15 protein-coding genes and 1 pseudogene are annotated in these 17,588 nt (G+C 41.1%); 10 read left to right on the top strand and 6 right to left on the bottom strand.

Annotated features, from left to right (window positions below; translation table 11 throughout):
• The first annotated feature begins 40 nt into the window (after positions 1-40).
• The 5 genes and pseudogenes from FTU22_RS09410 to FTU22_RS09430 all read left to right on the top strand — a co-directional run bounded on the left by FTU22_RS09410 (position 41) and on the right by FTU22_RS09430 (position 6,005).
• A complete protein-coding gene (locus FTU22_RS09410) occupies positions 41-1,756 on the top strand; it encodes an AAA family ATPase (protein ID WP_180003112.1) in 1,716 nt (571 codons plus the stop codon).
• A 243-nt stretch (positions 1,757-1,999) separates the two neighbouring features.
• Entirely contained in the window at positions 2,000-2,920 is a 921-nt protein-coding gene (locus FTU22_RS09415) for a LysR family transcriptional regulator (protein WP_180094154.1), read from the top strand.
• A gap of 9 nt (positions 2,921-2,929) precedes the next feature.
• Positions 2,930-3,256, top strand: a pseudogene (locus tag FTU22_RS09420) (gamma-glutamylcyclotransferase family protein).
• A gap of 253 nt (positions 3,257-3,509) precedes the next feature.
• On the top strand, positions 3,510-4,520 hold the full coding sequence (locus FTU22_RS09425; protein WP_180094156.1) for a sensor domain-containing diguanylate cyclase: 1,011 nt from the start codon (positions 3,510-3,512) through the stop codon (positions 4,518-4,520).
• 318 nt (positions 4,521-4,838) lie between these two features.
• The gene (locus FTU22_RS09430) at positions 4,839-6,005 is read left to right on the top strand and encodes a CynX/NimT family MFS transporter (protein WP_257227430.1); all 1,167 of its coding nucleotides are present in this window, start codon (positions 4,839-4,841) and stop codon (positions 6,003-6,005) included.
• A 32-nt stretch (positions 6,006-6,037) separates the two neighbouring features.
• Here FTU22_RS09430 and FTU22_RS09435 read toward each other — a convergent pair whose 3' ends face one another.
• A complete protein-coding gene (locus tag FTU22_RS09435) occupies positions 6,038-6,493 on the bottom strand; it encodes a DUF441 domain-containing protein (RefSeq protein WP_180094160.1) in 456 nt (151 codons plus the stop codon).
• A 151-nt stretch (positions 6,494-6,644) separates the two neighbouring features.
• On the opposite strand from FTU22_RS09435, the gene FTU22_RS09440 reads away from it, so the two are divergent.
• A complete protein-coding gene (locus FTU22_RS09440) occupies positions 6,645-7,361 on the top strand; it encodes a pseudouridine synthase (protein ID WP_180094162.1) in 717 nt (238 codons plus the stop codon).
• Positions 7,362-7,501: 140 nt separating this feature from the next.
• On the opposite strand, the gene FTU22_RS09445 is transcribed toward FTU22_RS09440, so the two are convergent.
• The 3 genes from FTU22_RS09445 to FTU22_RS09455 form a co-directional block, all read right to left on the bottom strand.
• Complete coding sequence (locus FTU22_RS09445; RefSeq protein ID WP_168378877.1) at positions 7,502-7,945, bottom strand: GNAT family N-acetyltransferase; 444 nt, start codon at positions 7,943-7,945, stop codon at positions 7,502-7,504.
• A 98-nt stretch (positions 7,946-8,043) separates the two neighbouring features.
• On the bottom strand, positions 8,044-8,391 hold the full coding sequence (locus tag FTU22_RS09450) for a type II toxin-antitoxin system RelB/DinJ family antitoxin (protein WP_078193683.1): 348 nt from the start codon (positions 8,389-8,391) through the stop codon (positions 8,044-8,046).
• A 112-nt stretch (positions 8,392-8,503) separates the two neighbouring features.
• The gene (locus FTU22_RS09455; RefSeq protein WP_180094164.1) at positions 8,504-9,409 is read right to left on the bottom strand and encodes a pseudouridine synthase; all 906 of its coding nucleotides are present in this window, start codon (positions 9,407-9,409) and stop codon (positions 8,504-8,506) included.
• A 135-nt stretch (positions 9,410-9,544) separates the two neighbouring features.
• Between FTU22_RS09455 and tsaE the strand changes: the two genes are divergently transcribed.
• The 4 genes from tsaE (at position 9,545) to hfq (ending at position 13,579) form a co-directional block, all read left to right on the top strand.
• Positions 9,545-10,024 (top strand): tRNA (adenosine(37)-N6)-threonylcarbamoyltransferase complex ATPase subunit type 1 TsaE, encoded by a 480-nt coding sequence (gene tsaE / locus FTU22_RS09460; RefSeq protein ID WP_180007348.1) that lies wholly within the window; start codon positions 9,545-9,547, stop codon positions 10,022-10,024.
• A complete protein-coding gene (gene mutL, locus FTU22_RS09465) occupies positions 10,014-12,026 on the top strand; it encodes a DNA mismatch repair endonuclease MutL (RefSeq protein WP_180094166.1) in 2,013 nt (670 codons plus the stop codon). The genes tsaE and mutL overlap by 11 nt, the downstream gene beginning before the upstream one ends.
• A gap of 6 nt (positions 12,027-12,032) precedes the next feature.
• Positions 12,033-12,977: a tRNA (adenosine(37)-N6)-dimethylallyltransferase MiaA gene (gene miaA, locus FTU22_RS09470; RefSeq protein ID WP_180094168.1), complete on the top strand. Its 945-nt coding sequence runs from the start codon at positions 12,033-12,035 to the stop codon at positions 12,975-12,977.
• A gap of 92 nt (positions 12,978-13,069) precedes the next feature.
• The gene (gene hfq, locus FTU22_RS09475; protein WP_180023922.1) at positions 13,070-13,579 is read left to right on the top strand and encodes an RNA chaperone Hfq; all 510 of its coding nucleotides are present in this window, start codon (positions 13,070-13,072) and stop codon (positions 13,577-13,579) included.
• A 154-nt stretch (positions 13,580-13,733) separates the two neighbouring features.
• Here the strand turns inward: hfq and FTU22_RS09480 are convergent, their stop codons facing one another.
• Together FTU22_RS09480 and FTU22_RS09485 are read right to left on the bottom strand one after the other, a co-directional pair.
• Entirely contained in the window at positions 13,734-15,041 is a 1,308-nt protein-coding gene (locus FTU22_RS09480) for a peptidylprolyl isomerase (protein WP_180094170.1), read from the bottom strand.
• Complete coding sequence (locus FTU22_RS09485; RefSeq protein ID WP_180094172.1) at positions 15,041-17,512, bottom strand: LPS-assembly protein LptD; 2,472 nt, start codon at positions 17,510-17,512, stop codon at positions 15,041-15,043. Before FTU22_RS09485 ends, FTU22_RS09480 begins: the two co-directional genes overlap by 1 nt.
• Positions 17,513-17,588: the final 76 nt, after the last annotated feature.

Genomic DNA, 17,588 nt, shown 5'->3' on the forward strand with positions numbered 1-17,588 from the left:
AATCGTTAGGCTATAGCCGTTCTTTTACGGTATAGGTCTTATGAAACAAGAAACTGCACTCAAGCTGCTCAAAGCAGGCGAAAATGTGTTTTTAACAGGTTCGGCTGGTGCAGGTAAAACTTATACTTTAAATCAGTACATCAATTATCTAAAAGCGCGCAAAGTGCCGGTGGCAATTACGGCTTCTACAGGGATTGCTGCAACCCATATGAATGGCATGACAATTCATACATGGGCAGGGATTGGGATTAAAGATGCGATTTCCGAAGATGAGTTAAAGCGCTTAAAAGAACGTAAATATTTAAAAGAGCATTTGGAAAATGCCCAAGTTTTAATCATCGATGAAATTTCGATGTTGCATGCCAAGCAATTAAACTTGGTGAATAAAGTTTTAAAATTTTTTAAAGACAGTGAAGATGCTTTTGGGGGGATTCAAGTCATTGTTGCAGGTGACTTCTTCCAGTTACCCCCTGTGGGACGCAAAGGTGAATTAAACCGTGACAAGTTTTGCTTTATGTCTGAGGCATGGGTAGAAGCGAAGTTTCGCGTGTGTTATTTGACCGAACAACATCGTCAGGGTAATGACTATCTCAATGATATTCTAAATGCGATTCGTGCTCAGCAAATTACGGGCGATCATTTGCATGCTTTAAGGCAGACAAGTTCACAAAATATAGGTGAAACCTTTACGCGCTTGTATACCCATAATATGGATGTAGATAGTATTAACTATAAACATCTAAATGAAATTGAGCAAGAATCTCGCCAGTTTGATGCCCAATGTGATGGTAATGATAAACTGATCGAAACCTTAAAATCTTCAGTGCGTGCGCCGGAAACTTTGACCTTAAAGAAAAATGCCAAAGTGATGTTTGTAAAAAACAACTTTGACGTGGGCTATATCAATGGCAGCCTCGGTGAAGTGATAGGTTTTGAAGAAGATGATGAATATGGCATCTTGCCTAAAGTAAAACTCACTGATGGCACGACCTTAGTGGTCGAACCTGAAACATGGTCTGTCGATAATGATGATGGTAAAACCATTGCCAGTTTCCAACAAATTCCACTGCGTTTGGCCTGGGCGATCACCATTCACAAATCTCAAGGGATGACCCTTGCGGCGGCTGAAATTAACTTGACCCATACTTTTGAGAAAGGTCAGGGTTATGTGGCATTGTCGCGTTTAAAAACATTAGATGGTTTGCGTTTACTTGGTTTTAATGAACAAGCCTTAGAACTCGACAGTTTGGCCATTAAAGCTGATCGACGCTTTCAGGAACTCTCTGATGAAGCGGAAACCAATTTTGCAGAGGCTGATTTAACAGTACAACATAAAGCCTTTATTCGTCATTGTGGCGGAACACTGAATGAAGTGGAAATCGAGCGCAATGAAAAGAAAATTGCCAAAACTGGTGCGAAACAAAGCTTTGCCACAGCGACTTTAGATCAAACTCGTGAATTGTTTGAGGAAGGTTATGAAATTCAAGATATTGCAGTGGAGCGTGGTTTAACACCAGCCACCATTATTAACCATTTGGCTCGTCTGCAAAAAGAGCAAGGTTTAGATATATCGGTGGCACATCCGGGAGAAGACGTGGTTGAGCAGGTGCGTAAAATTTATAAACGTTTGGCGAAACGACAAGACCCAGCACATTATAACGATGATGGTACTGTTAAGCTGCGCCCAATTGTGGAGTTGACCAGTCCACGCATGGGATATGATCAAGTTCGTTTGGCTTTATTATTTGTGGAATAACACATTCTTTGGATTACCTACATTTAAAGCTAGATTGATCAATCTGGCTTTTTTAATAAGGGCATCGTGTTTATTTTCATCCTTTGCATCTGCTTAAAAACGATGAATTGGTGATTAAAGTTCCAAATAAAACTTTAAATGAATAAAATTTAATAAAATAATGATAAGGTGAGTATAATTCATTAATGCTTTGCGAAAAATATTCGATTGCAAAGTTGCTCCCAAGTTTAGTTGAGAACAATCATGTTGGAATTACGCCATCTCAAAACCTTATTGGCACTCAGAGAACACGGTTCTTTGGTTGCTGCATCTAATGATCTGTGTTTAACGCCTTCTGCACTTTCACACCAGTTGAAAGAACTCGATCATTGGTATGGGGTAGAGGTGGTGAACCGACGCACACGTCCTGTGACCTTTTCGAATGTTGGGCAACGTTTACTACGCCTTGCCGATGACATTTTGCCGCAAGTTCAAATTGCGCAATCGGACATTACACGTATTGTGCATGGTCAAACTGGCCGAATTATTTTTTCTTCAGAATGTCATAGTTGCTTTGACTGGCTGATGCCGTTATTGAATGTCTACCGTCAGCAATACCCCGATGTAGATTTGGACTTTGCATCTGGCTTTGAAGCCAATCCGCATGAACTATTACAAACGGGCGAGTTTGATCTTCTGATTACTGCAGACCCGATCAATTTAAAAGGCGTGGAATATTTCCCAATCTTTGAATATGAATCTCGTTTGGTATTGTCCAATACACATCCATTGGTTCGTGCGACAAATGTGACTGTTCAAGAATTAGCAGAAGAAACGCTGATTACCTATCCGGTTGATAAACATCGTTTAGATATCATGGCAAAATTATTTTTACCGGCCAATATTCAGCCTAAACACGTCCGTACTACAGATTTGACCCAGATGCTGATTCAGTTGGTTGCAAGTGGTCGTGGTATTGCGGCATTACCTGATTGGGTAGTGAATGAATATGAGCAAAAAGGTTGGGTGACCTCTCGACGCTTAAATTGTGTTTCACCTGAAGGTTTAAGACGAACTTTGTACGCCGGCTATCGTACAGAAGAGGCTGAAAAAAGCTACTTTGAAGGCTTCCTAAAACAGTTGGCGAAATTCTCACAAAAACGCAATCAATATTATTCCAACTAAGGAGGATCTATGACTCAGAGTCTTTTTGTATACGGGACATTACGTCTAGGTCAGCCCAATGCACACGTGATGGAACGCATAGGTGGCATGTGGAAGAAAGGTGTGGTTTGGGGTGAATTAGAACATAAAGGCTAGGGTGCGGCTATGGGCAGTCCGGGCATTCGTTTATCGAAGGCAGGTCAAGCCATTGAAGGCTATGTTTTTATCTCTGAAAACTTAGCAGCTCATTGGGCTGCTTTAGATGAATTTGAAGGTACTGAATATCAACGTGTTGCTGTCGATGTACAACTTGAAGGCGGAGAATGGATGCAGAGTGAAATTTATGCCTTGAAATAATATCGTGAGGGAGAGTCGTAAAATACGTGGGCCATCCATACATCATGACTTTCCCCAACCTTCGATATGTGTATCGATGATTCCACTTGCTCTGTTGTTTCCTTGAGTGCATTTTTTTTAAAGAGCAGTATTTAAAAGAGTTGTATCTAAAGTGCTTGAATGCACAGAAATCACTTTAAGATTGCTATACAAGTGGATGAATAATTTTTAGAATTGAGCTGTATCTCACACTGAAACCTGTTTGAGCTCAATCATGCCCAATTCTATAGAACCCTCACCAACTCAACTCATGTCTGTGATTCAAACGCAGACAGCAATTGCCAAACTGGGTTTAGATCTAAATGCAGTGATGACCGTAGTTGCAGAACAGGCGCAGCAGATTACACATGCAAAAGGTGCAGTTGTAGAGTTGGCTGAAGATGGTGATATGGTCTATCGTGCAGTGTCTGGCGGGGCGAGCCATTTACTGGGTCTAAGACTTCATATTGAAAATAGTTTATCGGGTCTATGTATAGCGCAAAAACAAACACTGTATTGCCAAGATTCGGAAACAGATGCACGGGTAGATCGCGTGGCATGTCGACGTGTCGGGTTGCGTTCGATGGCTGTGGTGCCATTGATTCACTGTGATGAAGGTGTTGGTGTTTTAAAGATTTACTCTGACCAAGTCGATGCCTTTCAGGAAGCCGACTTACATATATTGAGTTTGATGTCTGAGTTGATCGCTGCGGCGATGTACCATGCAACACGTTTCGGTGCGACAGAGTTATATAAATTGGCGACTCAAGATAGCTTAACCGGCTTAGCCAATCGGGCTTTGTTTGTCGACTTTTTACGCCAAGGGATAGAAAAAGCTCGCGCGCAGAAAAAAGTGCTAGGTATCTTGATGATTGATATGGATGGTCTGAAGCCGATTAATGATCAGTTTGGACATCGCATTGGGGATGCTGCACTGAAAGAAATTGCACAGCGCATTTTGCGTGAAACACGTCAAGATGACTTGGTTGCACGCTTGGGCGGTGATGAATTTGCTGTGATTTTAACCAATATTGCCAACTTAGAGCGTGCGCAAAAGGCGATGAATCGAATCGCAGAAAGTTGCGGACTGCCATTTGCATTCGAGCAAATGAGCTTGAAAATTGGTGCTAGTATTGGCATGGCTTTATTTCCAGAGGATGCCGAATCCATCGATCAATTGGTCGAAATGGCTGATTTAAAAATGTACGCCAATAAGCGTGAACGGAAACAAGTAAATATTGAATAACTCACTGCCTAAATATCTCACTGCTTAAATAATTCACTCATAGTTATGCAGGTAAATTCGTTCACTACCTTCATATTATCTAAAGTATCGCAAAACGTTTTGATGAAAACTTGTCCTGTCTCAAACAAATGCAGATGAAATGACTAAGTATCGTTGTTTAATTTAAATCAAAGTGCGCTTAGCATGTGACGGTGCAAGATGATTAAATAATTGAAAAATCATCTAAGGTCATTTGTTTTTTGACTCAAAATAATATTTTGAATTGTTAAGCTGTGCACTATTGCATGGCGAAAAGAGCATGACAATTCAATGAAAGGGATGTCAAAAGATTTATTCATTATTGCGGCAGGTTTTATTGCTGCAATGCATATCGGGAAACTACCGCCCGCAATACCTGTATTACAGCAGCAACTCGGCATTAGCTTTATTCAATCTGGTTTATTGCTTTCATTGGTACAGGGCGCAGGAATGTGCTTTGCATTGTTGATTGGCAGTTATATCCAAAAAATTGGATTTAAGCTGTGTATTTTACTGGGCTTAAGTTTATTAACGATAGCAAGTGCATGGGGGAGCTTTGCACAAAGCTTTGATGTCTTGTTGCTACTGCGTGTCATAGAAGGATTTGGCTTCTTATTGGTGACACTCACAGGGCCTGCATTTATCCGTCAGCTTGTACCGCTACAGCACATCAGCGCAAAGATGGGACTGTGGAGTGCTTATATGGGCGGAGGTATGGGGATAGCATTATTGGTTGCGCCATTTCTAATTGCTCAATATGGTTGGAGTGTGGTTTGGCTCAGTTTCGCTATGATTACTGCAGCATTACTACTCTGTATCGCCATGTTTATTCCTCAGCCTAATGTGGCGCTGAATACAACACCTATTATTGGTCTCATTAGAGATACTTTGAAACATCCTGCAGCATGGCTTTTGGCGCTCATTTTTGGGACATATGCAGGGCAGTGGTTTGCATTGGTGGGCTTCTTACCGATGATTTATGCCCAAAACCAAATTTCAGCAGAACTGGCGGGTGCTTTAACAGCCAGTGTTGCCGTTGCGAATGCTGTGGGCACATGGGGGTGTGGACTGCTATTACAGCGTGGTTTTCAAGCTAAAACTTTAGTCCAACTGGGTTTTGCCGTCTTGATCATTTGCTCCTTAGTATTTTATCTCTTTAAAGATGCGTTACCGTTTTTACTGCAATATTTAACGGTGTTCAGTTTTTCGCTTTTTGGAGGCTTAGTTGCTGCGACGGTTTTTGCTCAAGCACTACATTTTGCACCTTATCCTGCGGCAATCAGTACGACGGTCGGCATGATTTTACAATGCTCTGCCATATCACAATTTGTTCTGCCACCTGTGATTGCCACTGTGGTTTCACAAACTGGAGCGTGGTTTTGGGCGGGTATATTGATGTCAGCATTATCATTCGTTGGAATCATGCTTAGTCGACGTTTATTTCAAATGCAGCATGGCTCAAATTAAAATTTTGTTAAACCGCTATGTCAGCAACGGCCTTATTGTTTAATCCCAATCAGTAGCGACAAGATGCCTGCTGCAATGAGTGGGCCGACAGGTACACCACGCAGCATGGCAACACCTGCGACTGTCCCAATTAATAGTCCGGCAACAACATCTGGCTGATTCGACATCAGTTTGACACCACGTCCGCCTAGCCATGCGACAAAGATGCCAATAGCGATTGCGACGAGGGATTTCCAACTTAAAAAGGATTTTAAAATCGAATCACCAGGAATTTTTCCGCTAGCGATCGGCGTGAGTACGCCAATGGTTAAAATAATAATGCCAATGTTTAAGCCATATTGTTGCAGATAGGGGAAAAATTCACTTAAAGGCGTGATGCGGAAAACAATCAAGACACCTGCAGCTATGGTGATCGCTGTATTGTGGCTAAAGATGCCACAAGCCAATAACACCAATAACACGATCAGATTTAAATCCAACTCAGACATAGGATATTCGTGAGAAACTTCAATAAATAATCAATAGTGTAGCGCAGAAACATTAAAAACTGGCGTTCAAGATCATTTCCGCTATTTTTCCTGCAAGTTGGCTCGTTGTTCGGTATAAAATAGCAATATATGGTGTTTATTAGGTTGTTCTATGTTTTTGGAAAAAATGCTGCAATCACAAGGTTTTGGTTCGCGTAAATATTGCCAACAGTTGATTAAAAATGGTGCGGTCGAAATACACGATGAGATTGTAGATAATCCAAAGCAAAAACTGGACTTAAATGATTTAACTTACAGTGTGCATGGTCAGGACTATGTCTATCGTGAGCATGTTTACATCGCGTTAAATAAACCCCAAGGTTATGAATGTTCGCATCAGGCAACCCATCATTTTAGTGTTTTTGAATTATTTGATGATGTGCTGTTAAATCGTGGTCTGCAATGCGTCGGGCGACTGGATCAAGACACCACTGGACTGTTGCTGCTCACGGATGATGGTCAATATCTACAAGCGCTGACACACCCTAAAAAGCATGTGGCCAAAGTATATTCGATGCATACCGCAGATCCTGTGACACCTGAGCAAATACAACAGTTAGAACAAGGCGTGGAGCTGCGAAACGAAAAAGGCATTTTCGCTGCAACCGATGTGCAACTATTGGCTTCACAGCAATTACAAATGACTATCCATCAAGGGGTATATCATCAAGTGAAGCGGATGTTGGCGGCTGTCGGTAATAAAGTTGAAACTTTACATCGTGCTCAAATTGGACAATTAAAGCTTGATGATCTCGCTGAGGGTGAGTGGATCTATTTAAATGCAGTGCAAATTGAACAATCGAAATTTCGTGAAAATATCACTGCATAGTAATGTGTACTGGGCTTTGATACTTCATTATTCAAAGGATGAATGTGCGGTATTAAAGCCCCTAAATATGTCTGCTAATTATTGATTTAAAGATGCGTTTCTAATATGCGTTGATTGTGTATTTAACGTCGAGCAAGGCATTAACGAATAAAGTAATGATAGGTTTGAAATTCATCATCTTTAATGAAGCCCATCGATTCATAGAGCTGATGCGAGTGATAGTTATTTTTTTGAGTTTCGAGGCTGATTCGAAGCGCACCTTCATGTTGTGCAAAGAGAACAGCGGTATCGATCAATTGTTTAGCTGAACCTTGACGACGATATACAGGGCTGACATAGACATCATCTAAAATATAGTAAGTTGAACAAGCCACAGATGAAAAGCCCAAATACAGTAAGATAAACCCAGTAATCACATCATCTTTTAAGCAAATAAAAATTACGCTTTCATTATTTTCAAAACGTTGTCTTAGAAATTTATATGAGATATCAAGATTAGAAGAGGTGCCATAAAATTGGCGATATTCATCAAATAAAACAGCAAGTGGATGAAGGTCTGCTTCTGTTGCGCGTCGAACGATCATTTTTTTCTATACTCCATGCTATTTTTATCAGTCTTGCATGAAGCATATCGAAATTTCGAAATTGGTTGATTTATAAATTGTTTATAAATGCGACAGTGTTAAGTTTTGTCACCTTCACCCAAAATTGCATTGAGTTCTTCAAACAAGTCGAGATGATCATCATCTAATAATGGATCATTATTTAAAATTTCTAATTCAGCAGGGCTAATTTCAATGGTTGAAATAGCTTGGGCTTCTTGTTGTTTTAATTTGCGTAACTTAATCAATTGTTCAATATTGATATTTTGGTTTTCAATAGAGAAGGGGATCGATTTGGTTAAAACAACTTGTTTAAAGAATAGACGTACAGCCTGTGCAGGTGTAATGCCTAATTGTTTAAAAACGGCAAAGGCCTGTTTCTTTTCCTGTGAATCGAGACGGATTTGGTAGACTTCAGTTTTTCTCATATTCTTAGAAAGCTTTTAAATACTTAACTTTTCGCATTTATTCTAATCAAAACTGTTATAAATTCAAGAAAGTTTGGCAGTATTTTATCAATTTAATGTAATGACAATCGATTTACAGTGTCAATTCATAGGCAGAACAGAATTGAAAAGCCTGTTCTGTCACAGGATCGATAAACTCAAGCTGTTTCGCAAGTAGTTGTAAAGGTTGGCTGAAATCGTCATCTGCCTTATGTTGTACTACTGGATAAAAGGGATCATTTTGAATTGGAATGCCCAAAGCATTTAAATGCACACGGAGCTGGTGTTGCTTGCCGGTATGGGGATTTAATTCGTACTTTGCATGGTTTCCATTCTGCTGGAGGAGCTTAATGTATGTTTCACTATTTGGCTCACCATCTACCAGTTGCATTGTATAAAATGGCTGACCTCTTTCCATGCAATAGCGAGTTGTGATTGGGAAATTTAAGTCATCTCGAAAAGCTGCAATGGCATGATAGGTTTTTTGAACTTGCCGCTTGGCAAACATCTGTTGATATAGCCCACGGCTTTCGACACATTTGGAGAAGAGCACCACGCCAGCAGTTTCACGATCTAAACGATGAATCGGTGTTAGGTGTTCAAGCTGCGTTTGTTTTTTGAGTCGAACCAACAAGGTTTCTTGTACATACTGACCGGTCGGACTCATGGTGAGAAAATGCGGTTTATCGACCACGATGAAATGATCATTTTCAAATAAAATCTGATGCTCAAAGGGAACATGAATTTCATGCGCTAAGAATCGATAATAATAAACATGACGATTTGCTTCAAAAGGACTGTCTATCGTTAAAGCGTCACCATCTGCAGCATAGACTTGACCATCCTTAAATCGTTGTTGCCACTCTGTTGCTTGGATATGAGGAAATTGCTCACACAAATATGCATAGACCGTTGTGGCTTGTGTGTGTTGACCGTCAAGGAAGACTTTACTGGCACTAACACCATTGATCATTGGGGGAGTAAATTCAAAACTGTGCATGAAGAAAGATCTAAAAACTGAGCAAATAAAGCAGAGAACACATCATGAAAAATGCTCAATCTATAGTGTGAACATATCCATTTTAGCCAGTGCGATGCTATCATATTTAATTCTTATGTACATGTTGTGAGTAATATGCAGTATTCATTCAGTCTGGAACTTAATAGTGAAGTCGATACCCAAAACTTAGCTACCGTACTGGCGACGCATTTTACGACGGGTGTAGCGTATTTAATTGGTGACTTGGGTGCAGGAAAGACCACGTTAACACGTTATTTTTTACAACACTTGGGTCATCAAGGTGCGGTAAAAAGTCCAACCTATACATTGGTTGAACCTTACAATATTCAAGGACAAGATATTTTTCATTTTGATTTATATCGTCTGAATGACCCTTATGAGCTTGAACTTATGGGTATCCGTGATTATTTAGAAACGCCGAACGCCCTATTTTTATTTGAATGGCCATCTAAAGGGGGCGACGAAATCCCTGAGGCTGATTTAATTATTAATATTGAAAAGTCTGCGGATGAAACCACCCGTACAGCGACTTTAAGCTCTTCTTCAGAAACTTTGCAAAACGCTTTGGAGCAAAAATTTAACCATGCTGAATGAAATCAGTGCCCGCCGCATTCGAACGCTTGATCCTGCCTTAGCCAACCAAATTGCCGCAGGGGAAGTGATTGAACGTCCTGCTTCTGTGGTCAAAGAATTACTGGAAAATGCCATTGATGCAGGGGCGACTGAGCTGATTGTTCGTATTGAACAAGGCGGCAGTACACTGATTGAAATTATAGACAATGGTCGGGGCATTCACCCTGAAGATTTACCTTTGGCGGTCATGCGCCATGCCACCAGTAAAATCCAAACTGCTGAAGATTTACATGCCATTGTAAGTCTAGGTTTTCGTGGGGAAGCCTTGGCTTCGATCGCTGCGGTGTCTCGTTTGACATTGACCAGTAGCCAAAATGATGACGGTGTAGGCTATCAGGTCGAAGTAAATGGCACTGCATTTGATTCACAAGAAATTCAGCCTGTGGCAGCGACGCAAGGCACCACCATTCGTGTGCAAGATTTATTTTTTAATGTGCCTGCACGGCGTAAGTTTCTCAAAAAACCGGGGACTGAGTTTGGACATATCGAAGAAATTGTCCGTCGTTTGGCACTGACCCATTTTGATATACGTTTTGTCCTTGAGCATAACAATAGTATTAAGCTGAACTTGCCTATTGCAGACAGTGGCGCGCTGCGTTTTCAGCGGGTACAACAATTATTAGGCCGTCAATTTACTGAAAATGCGTACTGGATAGATGCTGATAGCGTCAATATGCGTCTCAGTGGTTGGTTAGGCCATCCTTCAGATGCACGTGCGCAGGCCGATATGCAATACGTCTATGTGAATGGACGTATCGTAAAAGACAAGACAGTTTCACATGCACTTCGGATGGCTTATGACGGTATTTTGCATGGACATCAACATGCCGCTTATTTGTTATTTATGGAAGTTGATCCTGAAAATATCGATGTGAATGTGCATCCGACCAAGCATGAAATTCGGTTTCTAAATCAACGTGAAGTACATGAGTTTGTTCGTCATTTTGCCAAATCGACATTAGCGCAATTTCAAACCGCGACCGCCGAATTGTCATCTGCAATGAAACTTGATGGGCAGGCACACGAAAATATTATTCCGCAGCCGCGTCATCAGGAACAATTTTCATTACATCAACCTCAGCCAGTTGCAGAGCAAGGCACAAATTTTGTCAGTCCAGAGATCGCAGGCGGGCTTACTGATTTTAGTTCGCCAACTGCTGTGCAATATGCGTCAAATCATGCGTCAACAGGGCAAGAAGGGTATACACAGCAAAATTCAAATGTATCGATCAATAGCGCCGGATATCAGTCAAATATAGCGGGTTCCAGACAGCTCAATAATGCATTGCAAAGTTATTTAGCGCCTTTACGTCAAACTGAATCTACAAATGATCCTGATTCTTCTTTGGCTGAACATATTCAGCAGAAAGTCGATGAGCATCCTTTGGGGATTGCCATTGCGCAATTGCATGGTATTTATATTTTGGCCCAAAACACCGAAGGTTTAATCATTGTTGATATGCATGCTGCGCATGAGCGCATTGTTTTACAACAAATGAAAACGGCTTGGGATAAACCTGAGTTTTGGACATCACAGCAGTTGCTGATTCCTAAAGTCGTCAGTATCAGTCGGATGCAAGCGATGCGCGTCGATGAGCTCAAAGAACAATTGGCACGCCTAGGTTTAGAAATAGACCAATATGGCGATGAGCAAGTCATTGTCCGAGGTGTTCCTGCCATTTTGCATAAAGCAGACTTTGATGCGCTGATTCCAGATTTATTAAATGATTTAGACCCAAGTGATCAGGTTGCAGGGTTACTACAAAAGCGTGATCAAATATTGGCAGGCATGGCTTGTCATGGCGCTGTACGCGCACACCGTATTTTAAGTCTATCTGAAATGAATGCATTACTGCGTCAGATGGAACAAACTGAATTTGCCAGCCAATGTAACCATGGACGTCCGACGTGGCGTGCGTTTCCATTGGCACAGCTAGATAAACTTTTTGCTCGGGGAGAGTAGTTTTACATGTCAAATAAATTGCCGGTCATCAACTTAATGGGACCAACTGCAAGCGGTAAAACCGCCTTGGCATGTGAGTTATACGAGCAAGGTGGATTCGAATTAATTTCAGTCGATTCTGCTTTGGTTTTTCAGGATATGGATATTGGTACGGCCAAGCCAAGTAAAGCTGAGTTGGAGAAATATCCACATCATTTGATTGATATTATCAGTCCGCTAGAAGTGTATTCGGCAGCGAACTTTGTGGAAGATGCGTGTGTACTGATTGATGATATGCATGTACGAGGTAAAACACCGATTTTAGTCGGTGGTACAATGTTGTATTACAAGGCTTTATTGGAAGGGTTGTCTTCAAACTTACCAAGTGCAGACTATGCTGTACGTGCTGAAATTGAAGCCAAAGCTGAGTCGCAAGGTTGGGATGCTGTATATGCAGAACTGTGCAATGTAGACCCATTGGCAGGTGAAAAATTTAAACCGAGTGATAAGCAACGAATTATCCGTGCGCTCGAAGTTTTTAAATTAACAGGTAAACCTATTACGCAGTTACAAGCTGAGCAACCTAAAAACGTACCATACCGTTACAATTTTCATAATTACGCATTATTGCCAGACCGATTAGAATTACATGAGCGTATAGCTCAACGTCTAAAAACAATGTGGGAAATTGGATTTTTAAATGAAGTGAAAGCTCTCATTGAAAAATACGATTTAGATGAAAATTTACCCTCTATGCGCTCAGTTGGATATCGTCAAGCTTTAGATTTTTTGAAAAATAGTGATCAAAGTAGCGAAAAACAGCGTGAAATGGAGGATAAGGCACTTTTTGCAACACGACAACTTGCAAAACGTCAATATACTTGGTTAAGATCTTTGCAAGAAACGCATAAATTTACTACATATTTAACTGCGCAGCAGGCTCAAGAAGACTTGCGAAAGTGGTACGGATAAAGCAAAATTTACAGACTACCTTTTTGATAATTTTTAATTGAAAAGTAAAGGTAGCTTTTGCGCTGATTTTTATTATTTTTTGGAGTTATAACATGTCTAAAGGTCAAACTTTACAAGATCCGTTCTTAAATTCTCTCCGTAAAGAACGTATTCCTGTGTCGATCTTCCTTGTCAACGGTATTAAATTACAAGGTCATATTGAATCTTTCGACCAATACGTTGTTTTATTAAAAAATACTGTAAGCCAAATGGTTTACAAACACGCTATTTCAACTGTTGTTCCAGCACGTAACCCACGTCCTGCTGGTGCTCCTGCTGGTGCTCAAGGCGCTGCCGGCTTCGGTGGTCAACAAGGCGGCTTCGGCGGTCAACAAGGTGGCTTCGGTGGCCAAGGTGGCTTTGGTGGTCAAGGTGGCTTCGGTGGTCAAGGTGGCTTCGGTGGTCAAGGTGGCTTCGGTGGTCAAGGTGGCTTTGGCGCTCAAGGTGGCTTCGGTGGTCAAGGTGGCTTTGGCGGTCAAAGTGGTTTCGGCGGTCAAAATGCTGGTTTTGATGGCGAAACTAAATTTGAAGATGCTCAAGACGACGAAAACAACAATCGTTAATTGAGTTAAAAAAACCTCCCAAATGGGAGGTTTTTTTTGCCTATAAAAGAGTAGATTGTTTTCATAACGGGTATGTAATAATTACTAAAGTGCTGAATGATGATAAGAATCGACATAAAAAAACCAGCTGAAGCTGGTTTTTTTATTTATTCACTTATTTCTTTTTACGATCTAGAGTAGGATCTTTAATTTCAACATAAGCATTGTTGCGAATTTCACGTAACCAGCTGTCCAGTTCAGTGTCAAATTGACGCTCACCTAAAATCTGACGGGCCATACGTTCTTGTACTTCATGTGTCATATCTTGTTGACGTGTATCGGTCACTTGAAGGATGTGCCAACCAAACTGTGACTGAAAAGGCTTGCTGATTTCACCTTTCGCTGTTGATTTCATCATTGCTTCAAATTCTGGAACCATAACACCTGGGCTAACCCAACCTAAACTACCACCATTGGCAGCAGAACCAGTGTCATTCGAGAACGTTGAAGCCAAGACCGCAAAATCTTCACCCTTTTGCAGGCGATTATACAAGTTGTCGATCATTTGCTTGGCAGTTTCAGGACTCACGACCTCAGATGGTTGAATCAGGATATGGCGAGTTTGGTATTGAGGAACAATGGCTTTTTGTTCGCCACTTTTACGGTCGACCAATTTTAAAACATGAACGCCATCACGTACTGAAATTAGTTCAGTGGTTTGACCAACTTGCAAAGGAGCTACACGTGCAGCAAGTTCATCTGGAATATCAGATAAGTTGCGGAAGCCCATATCGGCACCGTCAACTTTAATATCTTTGGTACTATATTTGCTAGTAATCGCTTTTACATCGTTGCTTGCTGCAAGTTCTTTACGAATGTCTTCCGCGATTTTAACGGCATTATCACTGCTAGCTACACGTACATGTAAGACATGAACTTGATTACCTAACGCAGCTTGACCTTGTGGTGAGCTTAAGAAGTTTTTCACATCTTGGTCACTGATTTGAATGCGAGAAGTGACCAACTGTTGGCGTAGACGTTGTAAAGCGATGTCTTCAGCGATACGTGCACGTAAACCTGCATAGGTATTTGGTGCAACAGCATCTAATTTTTGCTGAAACGCTTCTAAGCTTGGAGAGCCGGCATCTTTCGCAACTTTAAGTACGGCTTCATTGAGTGATTTTTCATCCGCTTTGACGTTATAGCGTTTCACTTGTTCAAGCTGTGCTTGGCGCGAAATCAGCTGTTCTAAAGCTTGTTGCTGCAAGTATTCAGTCGGTGGGACGGTTTGTTTTTTTGCTTGAAATTGGTGAGTGATCTCGGCAATGCTTTGATCAAGATCACTACGTAGAATCACGCTATTGTCAACGACAGCTACAATTTCATCTTTAGGTTGCGCAGCAGCAAATACAGATACAGAAGTCGATAGGCAAAGTGCCAAGGCTGACGCTTTAAAAATTTGTTTTAACTGTTTTGTCTTCATTAACGTTCTGTCCAAGATTGATTAATATTGTTAAAACCCAACACTCGGTTTTCAAGCAAAGAGGTTAATTTATTGTTGAAGCCACCTAAACCTTTTAGGGTGAACTCCGCCATAATGGCACGTTTTGGTTTAACATCTGAAGATGTTACATCATCTAAATCGTTATAGTACGAACGACCATAAACTGAAACACCCCAGCAGCATGACTCGTAGTTCACACCAAGTAAATATTCACGCGCAATACTGTTGTCGAGGTCATATTGTGCATGACCAATAATACGCCAGTTATTGTGTATAGGTTGAATAAACGATGCTACTGCTTGGTCATAGCTGTCTTGGCGGTTAGGAATGTCTTTACGATAGAAATAACCGACATTGTATAAATTGCCTTTATTTCCTGTGTAATACATTTGAATATCGCGCTGAGCATTATCACCATTCGCCATCCATGCTGAATTGGCATTCACACTGATGCTGTCAGATAGTTGGCTAGAAATGCTCACGACAGGGCCGGTATGGCGTTCGGTATCAAATTTATCAGAGACGTTGTTCAGTGTGACACGACGGTCTTCAAAATAGAAACTTTGACCAACGCTAGCTTTTAAACGCTCAAGACCAACATCATCAAATAAACTATAGCTCAAGCCTAGAGATGCGAAGTTGTTGTCTTCTAAACGGTCATTACCATAGAACCGACGCGGACTAAATAACTGGTCATAATTAATTGACGCTGTGGTTGAGTCAAAGTTCGGGTTGGTGTCTTGGTTTTTGTATGGAGAATACGCATAGAAAAAGCGAGGCGTTAAGGTTTGTAGATAACGACCTTCGCGCTCCATCACAAGACCCGCATCTAAAGTGAATTGCGGTACAACGACCGATTTACTTTCATTTGATGAACTAATGTTTTGTGCATTAACGGTGTCTTGATCGTAAATCGTGTTGACGTTACGAATAGACACTTCTGGTATTACAAAAGACCATGGGTTACGATAGTTATAACGCACACTAAAGTCGTTATAAATACGTGCACCACTTGGCTCATACATTGGCGAATCGCCAGTATTGCTTGGAATATTATTACTACGTAAGTTCTTTTTGAAGTAAGCCGTATCATTGTTAAATTCGTACTGTAAGCCGAGCGGATTACCAGTCTTGTAGTTCAGTAGGAATTGCGGCAAGCGCGCATATGGACGGTCTTCATCACTGACAGTTTTATCCAGTGTTTGGAAGTCTTCCACTTTAAGCTGTGCTTTTAGGCCAGGGATACCATTTTTATAATTGAGTTCCCAGGCACGGCGTAAGTTCAGGTCAGTTTTTGAGTTTGGATTATTATTGAGATCTGAGAAATAGTCTTTATCAGATGCATAATTGTATTCTAAATTGGTTGTAAATTGATCGTTAATTTTCCAATTGTGGAGGAAATGTAAGTCTTTACGATCCTGATCATCATACTTTTGGTCGGATGGTAAATAACCACCCCACACCATCCCTGAACCAAAGTTTTCAGTGAGATAGCGGAATTCGCCTTCCATCATTGGACCGCGGTCTGCAATATAACGTGGTGTGACCGTTGCATCATAGTTTGGTGCAAGGTTGAGATAGACGGGAACGGCAAGTTCAACACCACCATCATTGGTAAAACCAAAGCTTGGGGTCAAAATACCTGTGGTACGACGGTCATCAATCGGGAAGTTGAAATAGGGCACAGCCATCACAGGTACGTTTTTTACATATAATGTTGTCCCCTTGGTTTCACCACGACCAGTTTCTTGATTCAGCTTAATTTTGTCTGCTTGAATTTTCCACGTTGGTTTTTCATCAGGTGGACAAGTGGTATAAACAGCGTTTTCTAATTCGAGTGTTTCGGTTGAAGTACGTGAAATTTTCTCAGCGCGACCGTGTGCATGCTGCTGTTCAGCAATAAAGAAACTGTTATTTAAATCACCCTGTTGGGTTTTTAAATTGTAATCAATCGAATCACTTTGCGAAATCAGCCCAGACTGTGCCATTTGCACGCGGCCAGAAGCATTGGCATAGGTTTGGGTTTTATCAATTTTGATTTGATCGGCACGAATTTGACGACCTTCTTGGTCAATCAGAACATTACCTTCAAGAATGGAGTCGCCATTCGGGTCAAAATGACCATAGTCTGCGGTAATGGTAGAGGTTGCATCTTCAGGTGCGACTGCTTTCGTTGTTGGAGCAACTGGGGTAATCCAGGTGCCTGTACAAAACGCAGAACTTAATTGATTGGTGTTGCGAATCTGTGCTTCAGGTGCAGATTTATCGACATAATATTGTTCGAAGAACTGCTGCCCCGGATAAGCTTCTGAAATGCTTTGTTTGAGTTGTTCTGTATCGTCATCCGTGGACGGGTTTGAAACAGGTGCTGCATAGCTTGGTAACGAGCTACCACATAGAAGGGTTAAGATCGCAGTCGCTAAAGGATTAAATTTAAACTGATGCTTCATTTGTCTCATTAACCAGGTATGCTTAATCGCAATTAATTATTGTCGCATCATAGAGAAAAAGTTGATAAGTAGCTAC

Origin of the sequence: Acinetobacter sp. YH12076 (assembly GCF_013419525.1) — a bacterium.
In the GTDB taxonomy this organism is placed as follows: Bacteria; Pseudomonadota; Gammaproteobacteria; order Pseudomonadales; family Moraxellaceae; genus Acinetobacter; species Acinetobacter amyesii.

Excerpts from the sequence above, each read along its gene's own strand:
- FTU22_RS09410 (WP_180003112.1), top strand. The coding sequence starts at position 41 with ATGAAACAAGAAACTGCACTCAAGCTGCTCAAAGCAGGCGAAAATGTG.
- FTU22_RS09415 (WP_180094154.1), top strand. The coding sequence starts at position 2,000 with ATGTTGGAATTACGCCATCTCAAAACCTTATTGGCACTCAGAGAACAC.
- FTU22_RS09425 (WP_180094156.1), top strand. The coding sequence starts at position 3,510 with ATGCCCAATTCTATAGAACCCTCACCAACTCAACTCATGTCTGTGATT.
- FTU22_RS09430 (WP_257227430.1), top strand. The coding sequence starts at position 4,839 with ATGTCAAAAGATTTATTCATTATTGCGGCAGGTTTTATTGCTGCAATG.
- FTU22_RS09435 (WP_180094160.1), bottom strand. The coding sequence starts at position 6,493 with ATGTCTGAGTTGGATTTAAATCTGATCGTGTTATTGGTGTTATTGGCT.
- FTU22_RS09440 (WP_180094162.1), top strand. The coding sequence starts at position 6,645 with ATGTTTTTGGAAAAAATGCTGCAATCACAAGGTTTTGGTTCGCGTAAA.
- FTU22_RS09445 (WP_168378877.1), bottom strand. The coding sequence starts at position 7,945 with ATGATCGTTCGACGCGCAACAGAAGCAGACCTTCATCCACTTGCTGTT.
- FTU22_RS09450 (WP_078193683.1), bottom strand. The coding sequence starts at position 8,391 with ATGAGAAAAACTGAAGTCTACCAAATCCGTCTCGATTCACAGGAAAAG.
- FTU22_RS09455 (WP_180094164.1), bottom strand. The coding sequence starts at position 9,409 with ATGCACAGTTTTGAATTTACTCCCCCAATGATCAATGGTGTTAGTGCC.
- tsaE (WP_180007348.1), top strand. The coding sequence starts at position 9,545 with ATGCAGTATTCATTCAGTCTGGAACTTAATAGTGAAGTCGATACCCAA.
- mutL (WP_180094166.1), top strand. The coding sequence starts at position 10,014 with ATGCTGAATGAAATCAGTGCCCGCCGCATTCGAACGCTTGATCCTGCC.
- miaA (WP_180094168.1), top strand. The coding sequence starts at position 12,033 with ATGTCAAATAAATTGCCGGTCATCAACTTAATGGGACCAACTGCAAGC.
- hfq (WP_180023922.1), top strand. The coding sequence starts at position 13,070 with ATGTCTAAAGGTCAAACTTTACAAGATCCGTTCTTAAATTCTCTCCGT.
- FTU22_RS09480 (WP_180094170.1), bottom strand. The coding sequence starts at position 15,041 with ATGAAGACAAAACAGTTAAAACAAATTTTTAAAGCGTCAGCCTTGGCA.
- FTU22_RS09485 (WP_180094172.1), bottom strand. The coding sequence starts at position 17,512 with ATGAAGCATCAGTTTAAATTTAATCCTTTAGCGACTGCGATCTTAACC.